General features: G+C 71.0%; 17 protein-coding genes. 11 read left to right on the top strand and 6 right to left on the bottom strand.

The window, feature by feature from the left end; translation table 11 throughout:
• Positions 1-9 precede the first annotated feature (9 nt).
• From C1J01_RS13200 to C1J01_RS13170, 7 genes are all read left to right on the top strand, one after another.
• Positions 10-1011 (top strand): D-ribose ABC transporter substrate-binding protein, encoded by a 1002-nt coding sequence (locus C1J01_RS13200; protein ID WP_220039890.1) that lies wholly within the window; start codon positions 10-12, stop codon positions 1009-1011.
• A 134-nt stretch (positions 1012-1145) separates the two neighbouring features.
• The gene (locus tag C1J01_RS13195) at positions 1146-2114 is read left to right on the top strand and encodes a sugar-binding transcriptional regulator (protein WP_235854412.1); all 969 of its coding nucleotides are present in this window, start codon (positions 1146-1148) and stop codon (positions 2112-2114) included.
• An 86-nt stretch (positions 2115-2200) separates the two neighbouring features.
• Positions 2201-3043, top strand: a complete 843-nt coding sequence (gene lgt, locus C1J01_RS13190) for a prolipoprotein diacylglyceryl transferase (protein ID WP_111179239.1) — start codon at positions 2201-2203, stop codon at positions 3041-3043.
• A gap of 195 nt (positions 3044-3238) precedes the next feature.
• The gene (locus C1J01_RS13185; RefSeq protein ID WP_111179238.1) at positions 3239-4348 is read left to right on the top strand and encodes a sugar ABC transporter substrate-binding protein; all 1110 of its coding nucleotides are present in this window, start codon (positions 3239-3241) and stop codon (positions 4346-4348) included.
• Between the two features lie 58 nt (positions 4349-4406).
• Complete coding sequence (locus C1J01_RS13180; RefSeq protein WP_111179237.1) at positions 4407-5171, top strand: ATP-binding cassette domain-containing protein; 765 nt, start codon at positions 4407-4409, stop codon at positions 5169-5171.
• A complete protein-coding gene (locus tag C1J01_RS13175; RefSeq protein WP_111179236.1) occupies positions 5168-6430 on the top strand; it encodes a sugar ABC transporter permease in 1263 nt (420 codons plus the stop codon). The genes C1J01_RS13180 and C1J01_RS13175 overlap by 4 nt, the downstream gene beginning before the upstream one ends.
• A 35-nt stretch (positions 6431-6465) precedes the next feature.
• Positions 6466-7668: an ROK family transcriptional regulator gene (locus C1J01_RS13170; protein WP_111179235.1), complete on the top strand. Its 1203-nt coding sequence runs from the start codon at positions 6466-6468 to the stop codon at positions 7666-7668.
• A 4-nt stretch (positions 7669-7672) separates the two neighbouring features.
• Here the strand turns inward: C1J01_RS13170 and C1J01_RS13165 are convergent, their stop codons facing one another.
• Both C1J01_RS13165 and C1J01_RS13160 read right to left on the bottom strand, forming a co-directional pair.
• Positions 7673-8455, bottom strand: coding sequence for a neutral zinc metallopeptidase (locus C1J01_RS13165; protein WP_111179234.1), 783 nt, complete (start codon positions 8453-8455; stop codon positions 7673-7675).
• Positions 8456-8501: 46 nt separating this feature from the next.
• Positions 8502-9410: a neutral zinc metallopeptidase gene (locus C1J01_RS13160; protein WP_111179233.1), complete on the bottom strand. Its 909-nt coding sequence runs from the start codon at positions 9408-9410 to the stop codon at positions 8502-8504.
• A 134-nt stretch (positions 9411-9544) separates the two neighbouring features.
• Here C1J01_RS13160 and dxs point away from each other — a divergent pair, with 134 nt between their 5' ends.
• Together dxs and C1J01_RS13150 are read left to right on the top strand one after the other, a co-directional pair.
• A complete protein-coding gene (gene dxs, locus C1J01_RS13155; protein WP_111179232.1) occupies positions 9545-11425 on the top strand; it encodes a 1-deoxy-D-xylulose-5-phosphate synthase in 1881 nt (626 codons plus the stop codon).
• Positions 11426-11536: 111 nt separating this feature from the next.
• A complete protein-coding gene (locus tag C1J01_RS13150; protein ID WP_111179231.1) occupies positions 11537-13009 on the top strand; it encodes an amino acid permease in 1473 nt (490 codons plus the stop codon).
• Positions 13010-13117: 108 nt separating this feature from the next.
• Here the strand turns inward: C1J01_RS13150 and C1J01_RS13145 are convergent, their stop codons facing one another.
• From C1J01_RS13145 to C1J01_RS13130, 4 genes are all read right to left on the bottom strand, one after another.
• Positions 13118-13498 carry an SSI family serine proteinase inhibitor gene (locus tag C1J01_RS13145; protein ID WP_111179230.1) on the bottom strand — a complete coding sequence of 127 codons (381 nt, stop codon included), beginning with the start codon at positions 13496-13498 and terminating at the stop codon, positions 13118-13120.
• Positions 13499-13598: 100 nt separating this feature from the next.
• Positions 13599-15686: a 3-hydroxyacyl-CoA dehydrogenase NAD-binding domain-containing protein gene (locus C1J01_RS13140; RefSeq protein ID WP_111179229.1), complete on the bottom strand. Its 2088-nt coding sequence runs from the start codon at positions 15684-15686 to the stop codon at positions 13599-13601.
• The gene (locus C1J01_RS13135; RefSeq protein WP_438943113.1) at positions 15683-16846 is read right to left on the bottom strand and encodes a thiolase family protein; all 1164 of its coding nucleotides are present in this window, start codon (positions 16844-16846) and stop codon (positions 15683-15685) included. The genes C1J01_RS13140 and C1J01_RS13135 overlap by 4 nt, the downstream gene beginning before the upstream one ends.
• 62 nt (positions 16847-16908) lie before the next feature.
• A complete protein-coding gene (locus tag C1J01_RS13130) occupies positions 16909-17637 on the bottom strand; it encodes a hypothetical protein (protein WP_146615580.1) in 729 nt (242 codons plus the stop codon).
• A gap of 255 nt (positions 17638-17892) precedes the next feature.
• On the opposite strand from C1J01_RS13130, the gene C1J01_RS13125 reads away from it, so the two are divergent.
• Together C1J01_RS13125 and C1J01_RS13120 are read left to right on the top strand one after the other, a co-directional pair.
• On the top strand, positions 17893-19401 hold the full coding sequence (locus C1J01_RS13125) for an LCP family protein (RefSeq protein ID WP_235854411.1): 1509 nt from the start codon (positions 17893-17895) through the stop codon (positions 19399-19401).
• Between the two features lie 175 nt (positions 19402-19576).
• Positions 19577-20569 (top strand): hypothetical protein (locus C1J01_RS13120; RefSeq protein WP_220039889.1); only part of this gene is annotated, 993 nt, incomplete at its 3' end.

Here is a 20569-nt window from a genome sequence, read left to right as displayed (position 1 = left end):
GAGGTAACGATGAACCACCCCGGCCGTCGCCTGGTCGTCCAGGCCGTAGCGGTCATGGCAGCAGGAATGCTGTCGCTCACCGCGTGCGGATCATCCTCGTCCGAGGCGCCGGAGGGGGCCTCGGCCTCGGCCGGCGGCTCCTCGGCCGGCAGCAATCTGATCGCCATCATCACGCCGTCGCCGGACAACCCGTTCTTCAAGGCCGAGGCCGACGCCGCCAAGAAGAAGGCCGAGAGCCTCGGCTACGAGACCTCGGTCGCCTCGCACGACGACGACCCCAACAAGCAGAGCGAGCTCATCGACGCCGCCATCTCGCGCAAGGCCGCGGCGATCATCCTCGACAACGCCGGCGCCGACGCCTCCATCGGCCCGGTGAAGAAGGCCACCGACGCGGGCGTCCCGGTCTTCCTCATCGACCGGGAGATCAACCAGACCGGCATCGCCAAGGCCCAGATCGTCTCCAACAACTCCCAGGGCGCGCAGCTGGCCGCCCAGGAGTTCGTGAAGGGCATGGACGGCAAGGGCAACTACGTCGAGCTCACCGGAAAGGAGTCCGACACCAACGCGGGCGTGCGGTCCAAGGGGTTCAACGACGTCATCTCGCAGTACCCCGACATGAAGAAGGTCGCGGTGCAGACCGCGAACTGGGACCAGCAGGAGGCCTTCTCCAAGATGGAGACGATCCTGCAGCGCAACCCCGACATCCAGGGCGTGATCGCGGGCAACGACACGATGGCCCTCGGCGCCGTCGCGGCGCTCAAGGCCGCCAAGAAGACCGACGTCATCGTGGTCGGCTTCGACGGCAGCCCCGACGCCATCGCCCAGATCAAGGCGGGGACCATGCTGGCGACCGCGCTGCAACCGGCCGCCCTGGGCGCCGAACGCGCCGTCGAGCAGGCCGACAAGTTCATCAAGACGGGCTCCACGGGCCAGCCGGAGAAGCAGGCCATCGACTGCGAGCTCATCACGAAGGACAATGCCGACCAGTACGGCGTCTTCGCGAAGCTGTGAGCCGTGACGGCCGAGGGGGTGAGGCAGGACGCCCGCGTCTCCCCTCGGCCGTTCCACCGTCTACCATGCAGACCGGACGCTCCACGGGTGCCTTCGGGGGCGTCCGCCGGAGCAAGAGGAGACAGGACGAACCCGTGGCGATCGCTTCGACTCCCAGCCCCGACCATCTGCGGCTGCTGGTCAAGGTGGCCCGCATGTACCACGAGCGCGGCCTGCGCCAGCCGGAGATCGCCTCGCAGCTCAACCTGTCCCAGCCCCGGGTCTCGCGTCTGCTCAAGGAGGCCGTCGCCCGCGGCGTCGTGCGCACCGTCGTGGTCTCTCCCGATGGCGTGCACGCCGAGATGGAGGAGGCGCTGGTCGAGCAGTACGGCCTGCGCGACGCCGTGGTGGTCGACACCGACGGCGTCGGCCCCGACGTCATCCCCGCCCTCGCCGCCGCGACGGCCACCTATCTCGACGCCACCCTCAAAGGCGGCGACGTCATCGGCATCTCCTCCTGGAGCGCGACGCTCCTGGAGGCGGTCAACGCCATGCGCGCCAAGACGGTCCCGGTCGCCGAGGAGGTCGTGCAGATCGTCGGCGGGTCGGGCAGCCCCGAGGTGCAGCTGCACGCGACCCGCCTCACCAGCAGGCTCGCCGAGCTCACCGGGGCGCGGCCGGTGTTCGCGCCGTCGGCCGCCCTGGTGCACAGCCGCGAGCTGCGCGACCTGCTGTCGAAGGAACCGGCCATGGCCGAGGTGATGAAGTCGTGGTCACGGCTCACCCTGGCCCTGCTCGGCATCGGCACGCTGGAGCCCTCGCCCCTGCTGCGCCGTTCCGGCAACGCGATAGCACCCGCGGACCAGCGTCAGCTGGAGGAGCTCGGCGCGGTCGGCGACGTGTGCACCCGCTACTTCGACGCCGACGGCCGGCCCGTCGAGGCCGACTTCAACAACCGCCTCATCGGCATCTCGCCCGACCAGCTCCGCGCGGTCGAGCGGCGGATCGGCGTCGCCGGGGGCGAGTCGAAGATCGCCGCGATCCGGGGAGCGGTCCGCGGCGGCTGGGTCAACATCCTCATCACCGACGTCGAGGTCGCCCGCGCCCTGCTCGACCGCGGCTGAACCACCTGCGTCACCGGGGCCGCCGTCCCGTCCCGATCGGGTCACGAAGCCGGCCGGGCGGCCGCGCGTCGGCTAGCCTCACCCGCATGGCCCTTGCCGCGATTCCCAGCCCTTCCGAAGCGGTCTGGCATCTCGGCTTCATCCCCATCCGGGCCTACGCGCTGTGCTTCATCGTCGCGATCGTCTTCGGCGTCTGGCTCAGCGAGCGCCGCTGGCGCGCCCGCGGCGGCGAGAAGGGCGTGATCAGCGACATCGCGGTCCCCGCGGTCGTCTTCGGCCTGATCGGCGCTCGCCTCTACCACGTCATCACCGACTGGCAGACCTACTTCGGCCCGCGCGCGATCAAGGAGCCCTACCAGGCGCTGTTCATCTGGGAGGGCGGGCTCAGCATCTGGGGCGCGGTCGCCCTGGGCGGCGTGGGCGTGTGGCTGGCCTGCCGCCGCCGGCGGCTGTCCCTCGGCGCCGTGGCCGACACGGTCGCGCCCGGCATCGCGTTCGGCCAGGCGATCGCCCGCTGGGGCAACTGGTTCAACCAGGAGCTGTACGGCAGCCCGACCACGTTGCCGTGGGGCCTGGAGATCGACCAGGCGCACGGCGGCGAGCCGGGCGTGCTCTACCACCCGACGTTCCTGTACGAGTCGTTGTGGACCGCGGCGCTCGGGTTCGCGCTGATCCTGGCCGGCCGGCGATTCTCGCTGGGCCACGGCCGCCTGTTCGCCGTCTACGTCGCCGGTTACACGTTCGGGCGGTTCTGGATCGAGGGGCTGCGGATCGACCCGGTCGGCGGGGTGGACCACGCGGTGACCGTCCTCGGGCTGCGGATCAACCAGTGGACCTCGATCGTGCTGTTCCTCGGCGCGCTGGTCTACCTCTGGGCGACTCGTGCCTCGCGCGAGGAGAGCGCCGGGCGGACCTCCGAGCACGCCTGACCCGCCGGTACCCGATCCACCATCCCCGCGCACGGGCTTCGTCGTCACAGAACGCCCGAGTCACGCAGGTTGAGGCGACGTTTCTGGATTGTTACCCGAAACAACAAAAGGCGCCCTTCCCAAGGAGGCCGTCCCGGAATACGTTGCCGCAAACAACATTCATCCGGGCCCCTCCGGAAGAAAGGACCCTGCACCATGCGCAAGGGGATCCTCAGCACGACCGCCGCGGCGGCAGCGCTCGCCCTCGGTCTCACCGCCTGCGGGGGCGAAAGCGGTCAGACCACGACAACGACCTCGTCCGCCCCGGCCTCGGCGCCGGTGGGCAAGGTCGGCGTCATCCTGCCGGACAGCAAGTCCTCCGACCGGTGGGAGACGGCGGACCGCAAGTACCTCCAGGAGGCCTTCGAAGCCGCCGGTGTGGAATACGACATCCAGAACGCGCAGAACGACAAGACGCAGTTCCAGACCATCGCCGACCAGATGATCACGAACGGCGCCACGGTGCTGATGATCGTGAACCTGGACAGCGGCACCGGCAAGACCGTCATCGACAAGGCCAGGTCGCAGGGCGTGGCCACGATCGACTACGACCGCCTGACGCTCGGCGGCGGCGCCGAGTACTACGTCAGCTTCGACAACACCAAGGTCGGCCAGCTCCAGGGCGAGGGCCTGGTCAAGTGCCTGACCGACAAGAACGCCGACAAGCCGATCGTGGCCTACCTGAACGGCTCGCCGACCGACAACAACGCCACCCTGTTCAAGAACGGCTACGACGGCGTGCTCAAGCCGAAGTTCGACGCCGGCGAGTACGTCAAGGGCCCCGAGCAGTCCGTGCCCGACTGGGACAACACCCAGGCCGGCACCATCTTCGAGCAGATGCTGACCGAGGAGCCCGACATCGCCGGGGTGCTGGCCGCCAACGACGGCCTCGGCAACGCCGCCATCACGGTGCTGAAGAAGAACAACCTGAACGGCAAGATCCCGGTCACCGGCCAGGACGCCACCGTCCAGGGCCTGCAGAACATCCTCGCGGGCGACCAGTGCATGACCGTCTACAAGGCGATCAAGAAGGAGGCCGACGCCGCGGCCAAGCTCGCGGTGGCGCTGGCCAAGGGCGAGAAGCCGGCGGCGTCCAGCAGCGTCAAGGACCCGGAGACGGGACAGGACGTGCCGGCCGAGCTGATGGAGCCGCAGGCCATCTACGCCGACAACGTCAAGGACGTGGTGGCCGACGGTTACGTCACCAAGGAGGAACTGTGCACGGGTGAGTTCGCCGAGATGTGCACCGAGGCGGGAATTCAATGACAGTCATGGGTACGGCCCGCGCCACGAGCGGGGCCGTACCCATTGTTTAGGGAGCCACATGACCCCCCTCCTTGAACTGCGCGGGATCGACAAGAGCTTCGGTCCGGTGAAGGTCCTGCACGACGTCGGGTTCTCCGCCTACGCCGGCGAGGTCACCGCGCTCGTCGGCGACAACGGCGCGGGCAAGTCGACGCTGGTCAAGTGCGTCGGCGGCATCTACCCGATCGACGCGGGCCGGCTGTTCTTCGACGGCCGCGAGGTCCACGTGCACAGCCCGCGCGACGCGGCCGAGCTGGGCATCGAGATCGTCTACCAGGACCTCGCCCTGTGCGACAACCTCGACATCGTCCAGAACATGTTCCTCGGCCGCGAACGCAAGAACGGCCTCCTCCTCGACGAGGACACCATGGAGGAGCTGGCCGAGCGCACCCTCAGCGGGCTGTCCGTGCGCACGGTCAAGTCCATCAGGCAGCAGGTCTCCAGCCTGTCCGGCGGGCAGCGGCAGACCGTGGCCATCGCCAAGGCCGTGCTGTGGAACAGCAAGGTCGTCATCCTCGACGAGCCCACCGCGGCGCTCGGCGTCGCCCAGACCGCGCAGGTCCTGGAGCTGGTGCGCAGGCTGGCCGACACCGGCCTGGCCGTGGTCCTCATCTCGCACAACATGAACGACGTGTTCGCCGTCTCCGACCGGATCGCGGCGCTCTACCTCGGCAGGATGGCCGCGCAGGTCAGGACCGCCGACGTGACGCACGCGCAGGTGGTCGAGCTCATCACCTCCGGCCGGAGCGGCGACCTGGGCCTCAAGAACGGGGTCACCCCATGAGCAAGGTCAAGGAACTCCCCGGTGAGGCCATCGTCGCCGCGACGCAGGCCCCCTCGGTCAGGAACACCGTCGTCGCGTACGTCCAGCGGGTGCGCGGCGGCGACATGGGAGCGCTGCCGGCCGTGCTCGGCCTGGTCGTGCTCTGCGCGGTCTTCACCACGGCCCGGCCGTCCTTCTTCACCGCGATCAACTTCGCCAACCTGTTCACGCAGGGCGCCGCGGTCACGCTCATCGCCATGGGCCTGGTGTTCGTGCTGCTGATCGGCGAGATCGACCTGTCGGCCGGCTTCGCCAGCGGCGTCTGCGCGGCGGTGCTCGCCGTCACGCTCACCAGCGCCGGCCTGCCCTGGTACGTGTGCATGCTGGCCGCCGTCCTCACCGGCGTCGTCATCGGCACCGTGCTGGGCACGCTGGTCGCCAAGGTCGGCATCCCGTCGTTCGTCGTCACGCTGGCCGCCTTCCTCGCCTTCCAGGGCCTGGTGCTGGTGCTGGTGGACGAGGGCACGAACATCTCCATCCGCGACGAGATGATCGTCGCCATCGCCAACAGGAACCTGCCGCCCTGGCTCGGCTGGGCGCTCTACCTCGTCTGCGTGGCGATCTACGCCGCCGTCCAGCTCCGCCGCGCCAGGAGCCGTACCAGGCGGGGGCTGGTGGCCGACCCGCCGTGGCTGATCGGCGTCCGCGTCGGCGCGCTGGCGCTCATCGCCGGGCTCGCGGTCGCCGCGCTCAACCTCGAGCGCAGCCGCAACCCCAACCTCGTCTCGCTGACCGGCGTGCCGATCGTGGTGCCGATCATCCTGGCGCTGCTGGTCCTGTGGACGGTGGTGCTGCGCCGCACCTCGTTCGGCCGTCATCTGTACGCGGTGGGCGGCAACACCGAGGCGGCCCGCCGGGCGGGCATCCCGGTGGACCGGATCAAGATCATGGCGTTCGTGATCTGCTCCTCGATGGCCGCGATCGGCGGCATCGTGGCCGCCTCCAGGGCCAGCTCCGTCGACCCGAACACCGGCGGCAGCTCCGTCCTGCTGTACGCCGTCGGCGCGGCCGTCATCGGCGGCACGAGCCTGTTCGGCGGCAAGGGCCGGGTGCTCGACGCCGTGATGGGCGGCGCCGTGGTGGCCGTCATCGAGAACGGCATGGGCCTCATGGGGTACGGTGCCAGCGTGAAATACCTGGTCACCGGGTCGGTCCTGCTGCTCGCCGCGGGCGTCGACGCCCTGGCGCGCAAACGGGCGTCCGCCGCCGGGCTAAGGTGATCAGCGACCCACGGCCCTTCAAGGAACCCCAGACCATGCGTGCCGGCCCCTCGCAGGAGGACATCAGGCGCCACAATCTCGGCGCTCTGCTCCGCCATGTCCACCTCGGCGGGCCGATCTCGCGCTCCGAGCTGACCAACCGGATGGGGCTCAACCGCAGCACGATCATGGCGCTGACCTCCGACCTCACCGCCGCCGGGCTGGTGCGCGAGGAGCTGCCGCGCGAGACGGGCCGCGCCGGGCGGCCCTCGCTCGTGGTGCGCCCGGAGTCGGCCCGGGTCTACGTGTTCGCCTTCGACGTGGGCCCCGACCGGCTGGCCGCCGCCCGCGTCGGGCTCGGCGGGGTGATCCTCGACCGCCGCGAGGCCGTGCGCGAGCGGGGCGCGTTCGAGCTGGACGAGCTGACCGAGGTGCTGGCCGGCTTCGCCCGCCAGATGCGGCGCAAGACCACCGCCGACACCGTCTGCGTGGGCGCGGCGGCCGCCGTGTCGGGCGGGGTCCGCAAGGGCGACGGCGTGGTGCGGTTCGGGCCCAACCTGAAGGCCGAGGAGGTGCCGTTCGGGGAGGAGCTCGCCCGCCGGCTCGGCCTCGGCCTGCCGGTCAGCGTCGGCAACGACGCCAACCTGGGCGCCCTGGCCGAGCACAGCCGCGGCGTCGGGGCGGCCGTGCGCGACCTCATCTACCTGCACGGCGACGTGGGCATCGGCGGCGGCATCATCGCGGGCGGCCACCTGCTCGGCGGACACGAGGGCTACGGCGGCGAGGTCGGCCACATGGTGGTCAACCCCGGCGGCCGGGCCTGCGGCTGCGGCTCCCACGGCTGCCTGGAGGCCGAGGTGGGGGAGCGGGCGCTGCTGGAGTCGGCCGGCCGCTTCGGCCGGCAGCAGGGCCGCGACGCCGTCCGGGCCGTCGTGGAGGCCGCCGACCGCGGCGACATCGTGGCCCAGGAGGCGCTCAACCGGGTCGGCGAGTGGCTCGGCCTCGGGGTGGCGAACCTGGTGAACATCTTCAACCCCGAGATGGTCGTCTTCGGGGGCATGCTGCGGGAGATCTACCTCGGCTCGGCGGCCCAGGTCCGCAGCCAGCTGGCTCTGCACGCGATGGCGCCGCAGCGCGAGCGCCTGCGCCTGCGCACCTCCTCGCTGGGCGACGCCGCCACCCTCGTGGGCGCCGCCGAGCTGGCCTTCTCCAACGTGCTGTCCGACCCGCTGGAGGTGCTGGCGCGGGCGCACGCCTGAGATCTCAGGTGATCTTGTCGCGGCCGGCCGTCCACGTGTTGCAGAAGCCCGTGGCACCGCCCCGGTAGCCGCGGTTCTGCCAGAACGCCAGGTTGCGCGGCTTGCCGTGGATGTCGCTCTCGTCGGCCAGGCGGACCGCGTCCATCCACGCCTCCCACCCGATGCCGGGGTCGATCGAGTCGAGCGCGGCACTGTAGAAGACGCCGGCGAAGCACTCGGCCTGCATCTCCAGCCGGTGGTTCAGCAGCCGGCGGGCGTCGTCGGAGGCGGCGCCGTACAGGGCGCTCTGCGCGGACAACACCCCGATGAGGCCCTGCACGTGGTGGCCCCACTCGTGGGCGACCGAATGCGCCAGGTTCATCCTGAACGGCTCGCGCACGTCCTCCTCGGTGACGCGGATCACGATCGTGCGCTGCTGCGGGCAGTACTGCGCGCCGCTGCCGGTGATCGCCCCGCAGACCGAGTCGTCCCCGGTCGTGATCTGCACCGCGGGCGGCGTGTACGCCAGCCCGGCCGCGGCGAACCGCCCCGCCCAGAAACGGTCGGCGCACTCGGCCATCGCCCGGTGGAAGGACCGGAGCGAGGTCATCCGGCCCGCCCGGATCGCGGGGACCGCGCAGTCCTGCGGGACCACCTCCCCGCCCATCACGCCCATCAGCCCGCCGCCGCGCCCGGGCCCGGGGGCCGCCAGGGCCGGCGCGGGCACGGTCACGCTCAAGATCACCGACAGGATCGCGCCCAAGGTCGCGGATCGGCACAGGAGCGGCGCCAGGAGGAAGGTGCGCACGATCGCGGATCTTAGACGTTTCCCGGCCGATCGTGGAGCGGGCGGCTCACGTCACGTTGCGGGGGCTGGCGGCCCAGGTGTTGCAGGCGCCGGGCGTGCCCCGGTTGAAGCCGCGCGTCATCCACGCCGCCTGCGTGGGGCCCTTGCCGTGGTCGTTCTGCGGCCAGCCCTTGGCGCCGTTCTTCCTGAACCAGTCGACCGTGTACGCCCAGTCGGCGTCGGTGACCAGCGGCGTGCCCTTCATGGTGCTCATGAAGACCGCCGAGAAGCACTCGGCCTGCAGCTCGGAGTTGCGCGACAGCTGCAGCCGCCTGGCCTTGCCGGCGATCGTGCGCGCGGCCCAGTAGTAGCCCCAGATGCCGGAGACCTGCTGCACGTGGTGGCCGTACTCGTGGGCGACCAGGCGGCTGATGCCGAGCGGGAAGGGGTTGCGTAACTGGTCCTTGCCGATCATCAGGTAGATCGTGCGGTCGGTGGAGCAGTAGACGCCGTCGGCGCCGGTGTTCCACGTCCCGCAGAGCGTCCTGACCCGGCTGGTGATGATGCGCAGCTTCGGCTTGGTGAACGGCAGCCCGGCCTTGCGGAACTGCGCGCCCCACGCCTTGTTCAGGCACTGCGTCACCCGGGTCAGGAACCGCCGGTACGCCGTCATGCTGCCGGCCGGCAGGTCGCCCGGCCGGCAGTTCACGTCCGTGAGCCGGCCGGTCCGGTAGAGGGGGTTCGCCTTCGCGACCTGCGCGCCCTGCGCGGCGCCGCCCCCCTGCCTCTGCCCCGCCGGGTGCTGCGGGGGCGGTGCGGCGGACTGCCCGGCCGCGGCCGACGGGCCCGCGGCCGAGGTCGTGGCCCCGTTGGCCATCACGTCGGCCAGCACCACCACCAGGGCGGCCGACGCCACGGCCAGAGCCGCGACGGCGGCCACGATTGCTGCCAGTTTGCCCTTGGTGACGGAATTCATATGGTCCGCAAGACTAGGTCAAGATCGGACATACGTGTGCGCACTTTGACGCGATGGAGTCAACGGGGTCTTTGCGAACTAGACTCTGGGAGGTCGGCGAACAAGAGCAGAGGGGAGTCGGATCCGTGAGCGGGTTGCTGGGCTCGATCAAGGGACCGCAGGACGTCAAACGGCTGACTGTCGAGGAGTTGCCGCGGCTCGCGGGGGAGATCCGTGACCTGCTCGTCGACTCCTGCGCCAGGTTCGGCGGCCACCTGGGGCCCAACCTCGGCGTGGTGGAGCTCACCATCGCCGTCCACCGCGTCTTCGACTCGCCGTACGACCCCGTCGTGTGGGACACCGGCCACCAGGCGTACGTGCACAAGCTGCTCACCGGCCGCGCCGCCGGCTTCGAGGCGCTCAAGCAGGAGGGCGGCCTGTCCGGCTACCCGAGCCAGGCCGAGTCCGAGCACGACTTCGTCGAGAACTCCCACGCCTCCACCGCGCTGTCCTACGCCGACGGCCTGGCCAAGGCCTACAAGCTGCGCGGCGAGCGCGACCGCACGGTCGTCGCGATCATCGGCGACGGCGCCCTGACCGGCGGCATGGCCTGGGAGGCGCTCAACAACATCGCCGCGATCAAGGACCTGCCCGTCGTCATCGTCGTCAACGACAACGGCCGCTCCTACTCGCCCACGATCGGCGGCCTGGCCTCCCACCTGTCCTCCCTGCGCGTCAACCGCCGCTACGAGGACGTCCTCGAGTACGTCAAGGACAAGCTCGGCAACGTCCCCGTCATCTACGACGCCCTGCACGGCTTCAAGAAGGGCGTCAAGGACGTCCTGGCGCCGCAGGTGATGTTCGAGGACCTCGGGCTCAAATACGTCGGCCCCATCGACGGCCACGACGAGCAGGCGATGGAGGCGGCGCTGCGCAAGGCCCGCGACTTCCGCGGCCCCGTCATCGTGCACGCCCTCACCCAGAAGGGTCGCGGCTACACGCCCGCCGAGAACCACGACGAGGACCAGTTCCACTCCCCGGGCGCCTTCGACCGCGCCACCGGGGCGGAGAAGCCCAAGGGCCGCAGCTGGACCAACGTCTTCAGCGAGGAGCTCGTCCGGCTCGGCAAGGAGCGCGACGACCTCGTGGCGATCACCGCCGCCATGCTCCACCCGACCGGCCTCAACGCGTTCGCCGAGGCGTTCCCCGATCGCATCTACGACGTCGGCATCGCCGAGCAGCACGCGCTGACCAGCGCCGCCGGGCTCGCCCTCGGCGGCATGCACCCGGTCGTCGGCGTCTACGCCACGTTCCTCAACCGCGCCTTCGACCAGCTGCTGATGGACGTCGCCCTGCACCGGCTGCCCGTCACGGTGGTGCTCGACCGGGCCGGCGTCACGGGCGACGACGGCGCCAGCCACAACGGCATGTGGGACCTGTCGATCCTCCAGGTCGTGCCGGGGCTCAAGATCGCGGTGCCGCGCGACGGCGACCGGCTGACCGAGCTGCTGCGCGAGGCCGTGGCGGTCTCCGACGGCCCGACCGTCGTGCGCTTCCCCAAGGGCCCCGTCGGCGAGCCTCTCGAGGCCGTCGGCAAGCTGGGGGAGATGGACCTCCTGCGCGCCGCCGAGGCCGAGCCCGACGTGCTGCTGGTGGGCGTCGGCCCCATGGCGCAGGTCTGCATGGACGCCGCGGTCCTGCTCGACGCCCAGGGCATCGCCGCCACCGTGGTCGACCCGCGCTGGGTCAAGCCGCTCGACGACGCGCTCGCCCTGGCCGCCGGAGCCCACAAGCTGGTGGCCGTGGTGGAGGACAACGGCCGCGTGGGCGGCGTGGGCGACGCGGTGGCCCGCCTGCTGCGCGACGCCGACGTCGACGTGCCCGTGCGCACCTTCGGCATCCCGCAGCGCTTCCTCGACCACGCCAAGCGGGCCGCGATCCTCGGCCGCATCGGGCTGACCGGGCAGGACCTCGCCCGTCAGATCACCGAGGCCGTCGCCAAGCGCACCTCCCCCGTGGAGCCCGCCCGCAGCTGACGAACCAGCCGGGGCCGGTCCGACCGGTCCCGGTCTCGGATCCCCGAGAGACAAGGGAATCCCGCGCTCCCAAGGGAATGATCACCCCCGGTGTGGGAAGGATCGCCGAGCGTGGACATCTTTCGCACGAAGACCGTCGAACAGTCGATCCGCGACACAGAAGACCCCGAGCACCAGCTGCGAAAGCGCCTGACCGCCACCGACCTCACCGTCTTCGGCATCGGTGTGATCGTCGGCACCGGAATCTTCGTGCTCACGGGGCAGGTCGCCAAAGAGCTGGCCGGGCCCGCCGTGGCGATCTCGTTCATCGTCGCCGGCGTCGTGTGCGGGCTGGCCGCCCTGTGCTACGCGGAATTCGCCTCCACCATCCCCGTCGCCGGTTCCGCCTACACCTTCTCCTTCGCCACGCTGGGCGAGTTCCCCGCCTGGATCATCGGCTGGGACCTGCTGCTGGAGCTGGCGCTGGCCGCCGCCGTGGTGTCGGTCGGCTGGTCCGGCTACGTCGCCTCCATGTTGTCGTCCATCGGCCTCGACCTGCCCGCCTCCATCGCGGGCGAGAACCCGGTCGTCAACGTGCCGGCCATGCTGATCGTGCTCGCCCTCACCGTGATCCTGGTGGCCGGGATCAAGCTGTCCTCGCGGGTCAACCTCATCCTGGTGATCACGAAGATCGCGGTGGTGCTGCTGGTCATCGTCGCCGGCCTGTTCTTCGTCAAGGCCGCCAACTACACCCCGTTCATCCCCGAGGCGGTGGCCACGCAGCGCGTGGAGGGCCTCAAGGCGCCGCTCATCCAGCTGCTGTTCGGCATCACGCCGGTCGCGTTCGGCGTCATCGGCATCTTCTCCGCCGCCGCGATCGTGTTCTTCGCGTTCATCGGCTTCGACATCGTGGCCACGGCCGCGGAGGAGACCATCGAGCCGCAGCGTGACGTGCCGCGCGGCATCCTCGGCTCCCTGGCCATCTGCACCGTCCTGTACGTCGCCGTCTCCCTCGTCGTCGTCGGCATGCAGCGCTACACCGAGCTGAGCACGTCCGCGCCGCTGTCGGACGCGTTCACCGCGGTGGGCCACGCCTGGCTGGCCACGATCATCAGCGTCGGCGCGATCGCGGGTCTGACGACCGTGGTGCTGGTGCTGCTGCTCGGCCAGACCCGGGTGTTGTTCGCGATGTGCCGCGACGGGCTGCTGCCGCGCTCGCTGGCCACCGTCAACCCGCGCTTCGGCACCCCGGCCCGCCTCACGATCATCATCGGGGCGGTCACCATGGCGCTGGCCGGGTTCGTGTCGTTCGGGGAGCTCGCCGAGCTGGTCAACATCGGGACGTTGTTCGCGTTCGTGGTGGTCTCGGCGGGGGTGATCGTGTTGCGGAAGACGCGCCCCGACCTGCCGCGGGCGTTCAAGGCGCCGCTGGTGCCGCTGCTGCCGATCCTGTCGGTGCTGGCCTGCCTCTATCTGATGCTCAACCTGCCGGCGCAGACGTGGGTGAGGTTCCTCGTGTGGATGGTCATCGGCGTGGTGCTCTACTTCACCTACGGCTACTGGCACAGCCGGACGGCGATGCCGTGGCAGAAGACGCGCTCATGACGCCGTGCCCATGACGCCGTGCTCATGACGCCGTGCTCATGACGCCGTGCTCATGACGACGGGCCGGCGCCCGCCCCGGGGGGAGAACCGGGGGGCGCCCGGCCCGCGTCAGAGCGCGAAGAGCGCCCCGGTGGCCGCCCGCATGTGGCAGGCGTTGGCGTAGACCTTGCCCCACTTCAGCACCTGGCCGTTCCACCGGCCGACGACCGCGGCGGCGTGCGGCTTGAGCTCCTTCTTGCAGGCCGCGGCCGTCTTGAGGTTGAGCTCGCCCGGCTGGCCCTTGACCTTCTCCAGCAGACGGCAGGCCGCGCGGGCGTGGGGGTGGTCGCCGCCGGTGGGCCCGCAGTGCAGCCAGACCGACTTGGTCTCCCCGCCCTTGACCGCGTAGACGACCTTGACCTGCACCTTCGGCGGCGGCGCGGCCAGGGCGGGGGACGAGCCCAGCAGGACGGCTCCGCAGATCGCGATCGCACCGGCTGCTCTCAGCATGGTTACTCTCCGTTCGTAGGTCGGCACGGAACGCTACGAGAGAGTACACAACCCGGAGCGGAGGCCCGCCGCGCGAGCCTCCAAAACCGGGAGCCCCAGATCAGGCGGGGACGGACGCCACCCCGGGCGCGAGGAAACGGGGCTGGGAGATGCCCGTCCTGTCCAGGTACGGCGTGATCCCGCCCAGGTGGAACGGCCAGCCGGCGCCGAGGATCATGCACAGGTCGATGTCCTCCGGCGCGGCCACTACGCCTTCGTCCAGCATGATGCGGATCTCCGTGGCCAGCGCGCGCAGCACCCGCTCGCGCACCTGCTCGGCGGTGGACGGGGCCGCGCCGCCCTCGAACAGCGCCACCGCCTCCGGGTCGAGCGTGAAGTCCGGCCGGTAGACGCCCGGCTTGCCCGCCGCGACCAGCTTGGCGAGGTTCTCCGACAGGCCGAAGCGGTCGGGGAACGCCTCGTGCAGCGTCTCGGCCACGTGCAGGCCGACCGCCGGGCCGACGAGCTGCAGCAGCGCGAACGGCGTCATCGGCAGCCCGAGCCCGTCGAGCGCGTGCTCGGCCGTCTCCAGCGGAGTGCCCTCGTCCACGGCGCTGATGACCTCGCCCATGAAGCGGGTCAGCAGCCGGTTCACCACGAACGCCGGGGCGTCCTTGACCAGCACCGACGACTTCTTCAGCGACTTGCCGACCGCGAACGCCGTGGCCAGCGTGGCGTCGTCGGTCGCGGCGCCGCGGATGATCTCCAGCAGCGGCATGACGGCGACCGGGTTGAAGAAGTGGAAGCCGACGAGCCGTTCCGGGCGGGCGAGGTCGGCGCCCATCTCGGTGAGCGACAACGAGGAGGTGTTGGTGGCGAGCACGCACTCCGCCGACACCACCGCCTCGACCTCGGCGAACACCTGCTTCTTGACCGCCATGTCCTCGAAGACGGCCTCGATGACGAAGTCGGCGTCGGCGAAGGCGTCCTTTGTCAGCGAGCCGGTCACCAGCGCCTTGAGCCGGTTGGCCTGGTCGGCCGAGACGCGGCCCTTGGCCAGCAGCTTGTCGACCTCGGCGTGCACGTAGCCGACGCCCTTGTCGAGCCGGGCCTGGTCGAGGTCGGTCAGCACGACCGGGACCTCCAGCCGGCGGGCGAACAGCAGCGCCATCTGCGAGGCCATCAGGCCCGCGCCCACCACGCCGACCTTGCCGACCTTGCGGGCCAGCGACCTGTCCGGCGCGCCCACCGGCCGCTTGGCGCGGCGCTGCACCAGGTCGAAGGCGTAGAGCCCGGCCCGCAGCTCGTCGCTCATGAGCAGGTCGGCCAGCGCCTCGTCCTCGGCGGCGAAGCCCTCGTCAGGGGTGGCGGTCTCGGCCAGCGCGATGAGGTCGAGCGCCCGGTACGGCGCCGGCGCGGCCCCGTGCAGCTTCATGTCCACCAGGAAACGGGCGTCGGCGACCGCCTTCTCCCACCCGTCGTGGGACGGCCGCTCGACGCTCACCTCGCCCTTGAGCACCCGGGCGGCCCAGCGCAGCGACTCCTCCAGGAAGTCGGCCGGCTCGAACATCGCGTCGGCGATGCCCAGCTCGTACGCCTGCGCGCCCTTGATCATGCGGTTCTGCGCCAGCGGGTTCTCGATGATCAGCTTGATCGCGTTCGCCGGGCCGATCAGGCGGGGCAGCAGCTGCGTGCCTCCCCAGCCCGGCACCAGGCCGAGCGAGCACTCCGGCAGCGCCAGCGCCGGCACGCCCGAGGAGATCGTCCGGTACGCGCAGTGCAGCGCGACCTCCAGGCCGCCGCCCATGGCCGCGCCGTTGACGAACGCGAACGACGGGATCGGCAGCTCGCCCAGCCGCCGGAACACATGGTGGCCGAGCTGCGCGATGGCCAGCGCCTCCTCGCGGGAGGTCACCTCGGCCGCGCCCTTGAGGTCGGCGCCGACGGCGAAGACGAACGGCTTGCCCGTCACGCCGACCGCGGCCAGGTCGGTGCGGGTGGCGATCTCCGACAGCGCGCCGTTCAGCGCGAGCAGACCGCGCGTGCCGAACGTGTTGGGCTTGGTGTGGTCGAAGCCGTTGTCCAGCGTGATCAGCGCCATCGTGCCGGCCCCGCCGGGCAGCTGCACGTCGCGCACCAGCGCCGTGGTGACGACTTCGTCGGGGTTGCGCTCGCCGAGCAGCGCGCGCCAGGTCTCGATACCGCTCATGCCAGGTTCTCCCAGATCACAGTGCCGCCCATGCCCATGCCGACGCACATGGTGGTGATGCCGTAGCGCACGTCGGGACGCTCGCCGAACTGCCGGGCGAGCTGCGTCATCAGCCGCACGCCGGAGGAGGCGAGCGGGTGGCCGTAGGCGATCGCGCCGCCGTACGGGTTGACGCGGGGGTCGTCCTCGGCGATGCCGAAGTGGTCGAGGAATGCCAGCACCTGAACGGCGAACGCCTCGTTGATCTCGAACAGCCCGATATCCGAAATATCAAGACCCGCCAGGCGGAGCGCCCGCTCCGTGGACGGGATCGGCCCCACGCCCATGACCTCCGGGTCCACGCCCGCGAACGCGTACGACACCAGCCGCATCTTCGGCGTGAGGCCCAGTTCGGCCGCGACGTCGGCGGCGGCCACGACGCAGCCGGTGGCGCCGTCGTTGATGCCCGAGGAGTTGCCCGCCGTGACGTGGCCGTGCGGCCGGAACGGCGTCTTCAGCCCGCTCAGCGCCTCCATCGTGGTGCCGGGTCGCGGCGCCTCGTCCTCGACCGCCAGACCCCAGCCCTTCTCGGCCGTCCGGATCGCGGTCGGCACCAGGTCCGGCTGGATCTTGCCGTCGGCGTACGCCTTGGCCGCCCTCTCCTGCGACAGCACCGCGTACGCGTCCGCGCGCTCCTTGGTGATCTGCGGGTAGCGGTCGTGCAGGTTCTCCGCGGTCATGCCCATGACCAGCGCGCTCGGGTCGACGAGCTTCTCCGACAGGAAGCGCGGGTTGGGGTCGACGCCCTCGCCCATCGGGTGGCGGCCCATGTGCTCGACGCCGCCCGCGATGGCGACGTCGTACGCGCCGAACGCGATGCCGCCCGCGACCGTGGTGACGGCGGTCATCGCGCCCGCGCACATGCGGTCGATGGCGTAGCCGGGCACGGTCTTGGGCAGCCCGGCCAGCACCGCCGCCGAGCGTCCGATGGTCAGTCCCTGGTCGCCGATCTGGGTGGTCGCGGCGATGGCGACCTCGTCCACCCGCTCGGGCGGCAGGTTGGGGTTACGCCGGATGAGCTCGCGGATGACCCGGACGACCAGGTCGTCGGCGCGGGTCTCGGCGTACAGCCCCTTCGGCCCCGACCTGCCGAAAGGCGTGCGAACGCCGTCGACGAACACGACGTCACGAGAGGAAGGCACGGATTCGCTCCTCGTTGCTGGATGTGGTTCCGCGCCCAATGCTACTCGTCGGTAACTACCGCGCAGACGAGGGCCGCCGTGACCAGCAGGTAGACCAGCCACGAGGCCGGCTCCCAGAGGTGCGCGCGGGCCGCGACCAGGGCCGCGACCACGAGGACCGCGCCCGTCCTGAGTGCCGGGCCCACGCGGGGGCGCGCGCCGCGACCCGGATCCCACGGATCGCCAGGTGATCCGTCCGAGCGCACGGCACGCGCCAGTATCCCCACGACGTCCCGTGCCCACCACAGCGCGAACGACACCCCCGCGCCGACGCTGACGACCGACAGGGCCTCGACGGCCCAGCTCAGCGCGTCGGCGAAGGTGTGCAGGGCGGACTCGTGGAAGAAGCGCGGCAGGGTCCAGCCGAGCAGCAGCGTCACCGTCCAGCCGCAGGCGACGGCCAGCCGGGTCAGCGGGCGGGCCCGGCCCGAACGGGCCATGCCGTACAGCTCGTGTTCGCGCCGCCGGACCCGGCGGGCGCGCAGGCCCCAGACGTACTGGGTGACGGCCAGCGCCGGGAGCGCGGCGGCGAAGACGGCCAGCGCCAGCACGGCCAGCGGCAGCGTCTGCTCCCTGGTCGGGGCCCGCTCGGCCAGTAACTGGGTGGTGGCCAGCAGCGCGATCGAGGCGATGACGGCGACGAAGGCTCGGCGGCGGGCGGCGTCGGCCCCGGCCCGCAGGCCGGCGACGTCGCGGGCGCCGGGGAGGGGCGTCATCTCGGTCAACAGCATGAACGTCATGATGACGTCACCGTGTGTCATGGCGCCTGGAATTCGTCGGCTTTGCATGGAGCCCTCGCTGATCGCGCGGCGCGCGTCTACCATCGGCGCGGGGGGACTTCCCTTCGGACCTGGTGACGGAGGGGTGTCCGGGCAGCCACGTTCCTGGTGATGACGGAGCGGCGGGCCGGCTTTGTCGCCGGAGTCGCCCTCGCGCGCTCCGGCCGGTGAGTATGCTTCGCGATCATGGTTCGAGGAGTGGACAGCGTGAGAGGGCAGCGGGACGACGCGGACCTCGGCCGCCGGGTCGCTCCACCGCCTGCGCCGCCGGAGCGACGGGGCAGAGGCCGACCCGGGCCGCCGCGCAACCGGCTGACCCCGCTCGGGTGGGTGAGCGTGGTGATGACGGTCGTGCTGGTGGCCGGCCTGCTCGGCGCGTACGGCTACTACCGCTACCTCCTGAGCGGCCTGGTCACCGTGCCGATCGAGCCGGGCTCGAACCGTCCGCCCGAGACCGGCGCGCTCAACGTGCTGCTCGTCGGCTCCGACTCCCGCGACGGCGACAACAAGGTGTACGGCGCCAAGTCACAGGGCACGGGCGAGCGCACCGACACGATCATGCTGCTGCACATCGCCCCCAACCGCGACAACGCCACGGTCATCAGCTTCCCCCGCGACACCATGGTGCAGATCCCCGAGTGCGAGGGCCGGAGCGGCGCCGTGCTGCCGGCCGGCATCCGGCAGATCAACTCCGCCTTCAACGACGGCGGCATCAACTGCACGATCAAGACCCTCGAGTCGCTCACCAACATCAAGATCAACCATTTCGTGAAGGTCGACTTCACCGGCTTCAAGTCGATCATCGACGCCATCGGCGGCATCGAGATCTGCCTGCCCAAGGCGGTCAACGACCCGCAGGCCAAGCTCCAGCTCGCCGCCGGCAAGCACGTGGTCAACGGCGAGCAGGCGCTCGGCTACGTCCGTACCCGCTACTCCCTCGGCGACGGCAGCGACCTGAGCCGGATCCAGCGCCAGCAGGTCTTTCTCACCAAGGTGGCCGAGAAGGTCACCGACGGCGGCCTGCTCACCGACCCCGTCAGGCTGAACGGCTTCCTCCAGGCCGCCATCGGGGCCGTCACCGTGGACGAGGAGCTCACGGTCGACCGCATGCTGGAGATCGCCAACAGCGTCCGCGGCCTGACCGCCAAGGAGCTCAAGGGCATCACGGTGCCCGTCGAGCCGTACCCGCCGGACACCGACCGGGTGCAGTTCGCGCAGCCGGCCGCCGACAACTTCTTCGAGAACGTGCGCAACGACGTCGAGGTCACCGCCGCCCCGGTCCCCGGCAAGTCCGCCGCGCCCAAGATCGAGCACAGCCAGGTGCGGGTGCAGGTCCTCAACGCCACCGGCGAGCAGGGCAAGGCCGGGCAGGTGGCCGAGGAACTGGCCGCCCAGGGCTTCGTCGTCACCCACGTGGGCAACGCCGCCCCGGCCGCGACCACGACGATCCGCTACGCCAAGAAGGACGCCCAGGACGGGCCCGCGTACGGCGACGCGGTGGCGGCGCGGCTGTCGAAGGACAAGCGCACGCCGGTGGAGGGCAAGATCAAGCCGCTCACCATGGAGCCGTACGGGGCGAAGGCGGCCAAGGCGCCCGGCGGGCCGGTCGTCCAGCTCGTCATCGGCGCCGACTGGCCGGGCGTGCGGGTGCAGTCGGCGATCCCCGACTCGCTCAAGGACAAGGTCGTCGACACCAGCACCAATCCCTGCCTGTGACCTCGGTCGCGGGGCGCTGATCGGGCACGTCTCCGTCATGCCACACGAAACCCATGCCATTGGGGCGTGTGTTACGGAGAGTGACTTTAGGGAAACAAGTGAAAATTCCGGACAATGTGTGGTTGATTCTGCTAGGAAAGGGCGCTGTCCGAATACGTGTGAGAGAGGTTCCATCGTGGCGCGCGACGAGAACGACAGGTCGTACGAGGATGGGCAGGGTAGGTCGTCGAACCCCGACATGACGGGGGACGTGCTGTCGCCGCGGTGGAGCACCGAGGACACCGACGAGCAGCCCGCCATCCAGGTCTCCGGCAACGAGACCTACATCCTGCCGCCGGACAAGCCGGCCGAGCCGCGTCCGGGTGAGGGTGTGCGCGACGTGCTCGACGGCCCGGCGCCGTACGACGTGCTGGGGGGCGGAAGTTCGTCCCACGACGTGCTGGGCGGCGGGAGCGCGTCGCATGACGTCCTGGGCGGTGGCAATTCCTCTCACGACGTGCTGAGCGGTGCGAGCTCCTCTCCCGACGTGCTGAGCGGAGGGAACCCGTCCCATGACGTCCTGGGCGGCGCCGGCGGAGCTCATGACGGGCCGAGCGGGCCCCATGACGTGCGGGGCGCGGGGAACGACGACGTGCTCGGCACGAGCATGATGCCGGGCGCGGGCCACGACCCCGGCGACTCCCGCGAGTCCGGGCGGCGCGACGAGGACAGCGGGGCGTACCCGGTGGAGGGTGAGCCGCACTACCTCCCGCTCGACCGCGGCTACGACGCCGATGACGACGACCGGCCCCGCCGCGGGTTCCTGGGCTCGGGCTGGTCCGACGACTCCTACGAGGAGCACCCGCGCGGCGAGCGTGAGGTGCGCCGCCGTACCAGGACGCTGCTGGTCGCCGCGGCCGCGGTGGTGGCGGTCGGCGTGGGCGTCGGCTGGATGCTCACCGGCACCTCCGCCGACGACCCCTGCGCGGGCGGCCGGTGCGCGAGCGTCGGGGAGGTGAGCGCACCCTCCGAGTCGGCGTTCCCCGAGGACACGCCCGTCGAGGACGAGGAGGAGGTCGCCGAGGAGCCGACCGAGAGCACGGAGCCGACGAAGCCGTCCAGGCCGCGCGAACAGGTCGCCGACCAGCCGGACAACTCCGCCTCCACCCCGCAGACCCCCGCCGAGCAG

Source organism: Nonomuraea aridisoli, from assembly GCF_003236395.1.
In the GTDB taxonomy this organism is placed as follows: domain Bacteria; phylum Actinomycetota; class Actinomycetes; order Streptosporangiales; family Streptosporangiaceae; genus Nonomuraea; species Nonomuraea aridisoli.
The sequence above is the reverse complement of the archived record's forward strand: the minus strand, read 5'-3'. Positions and strand labels throughout refer to the sequence as shown.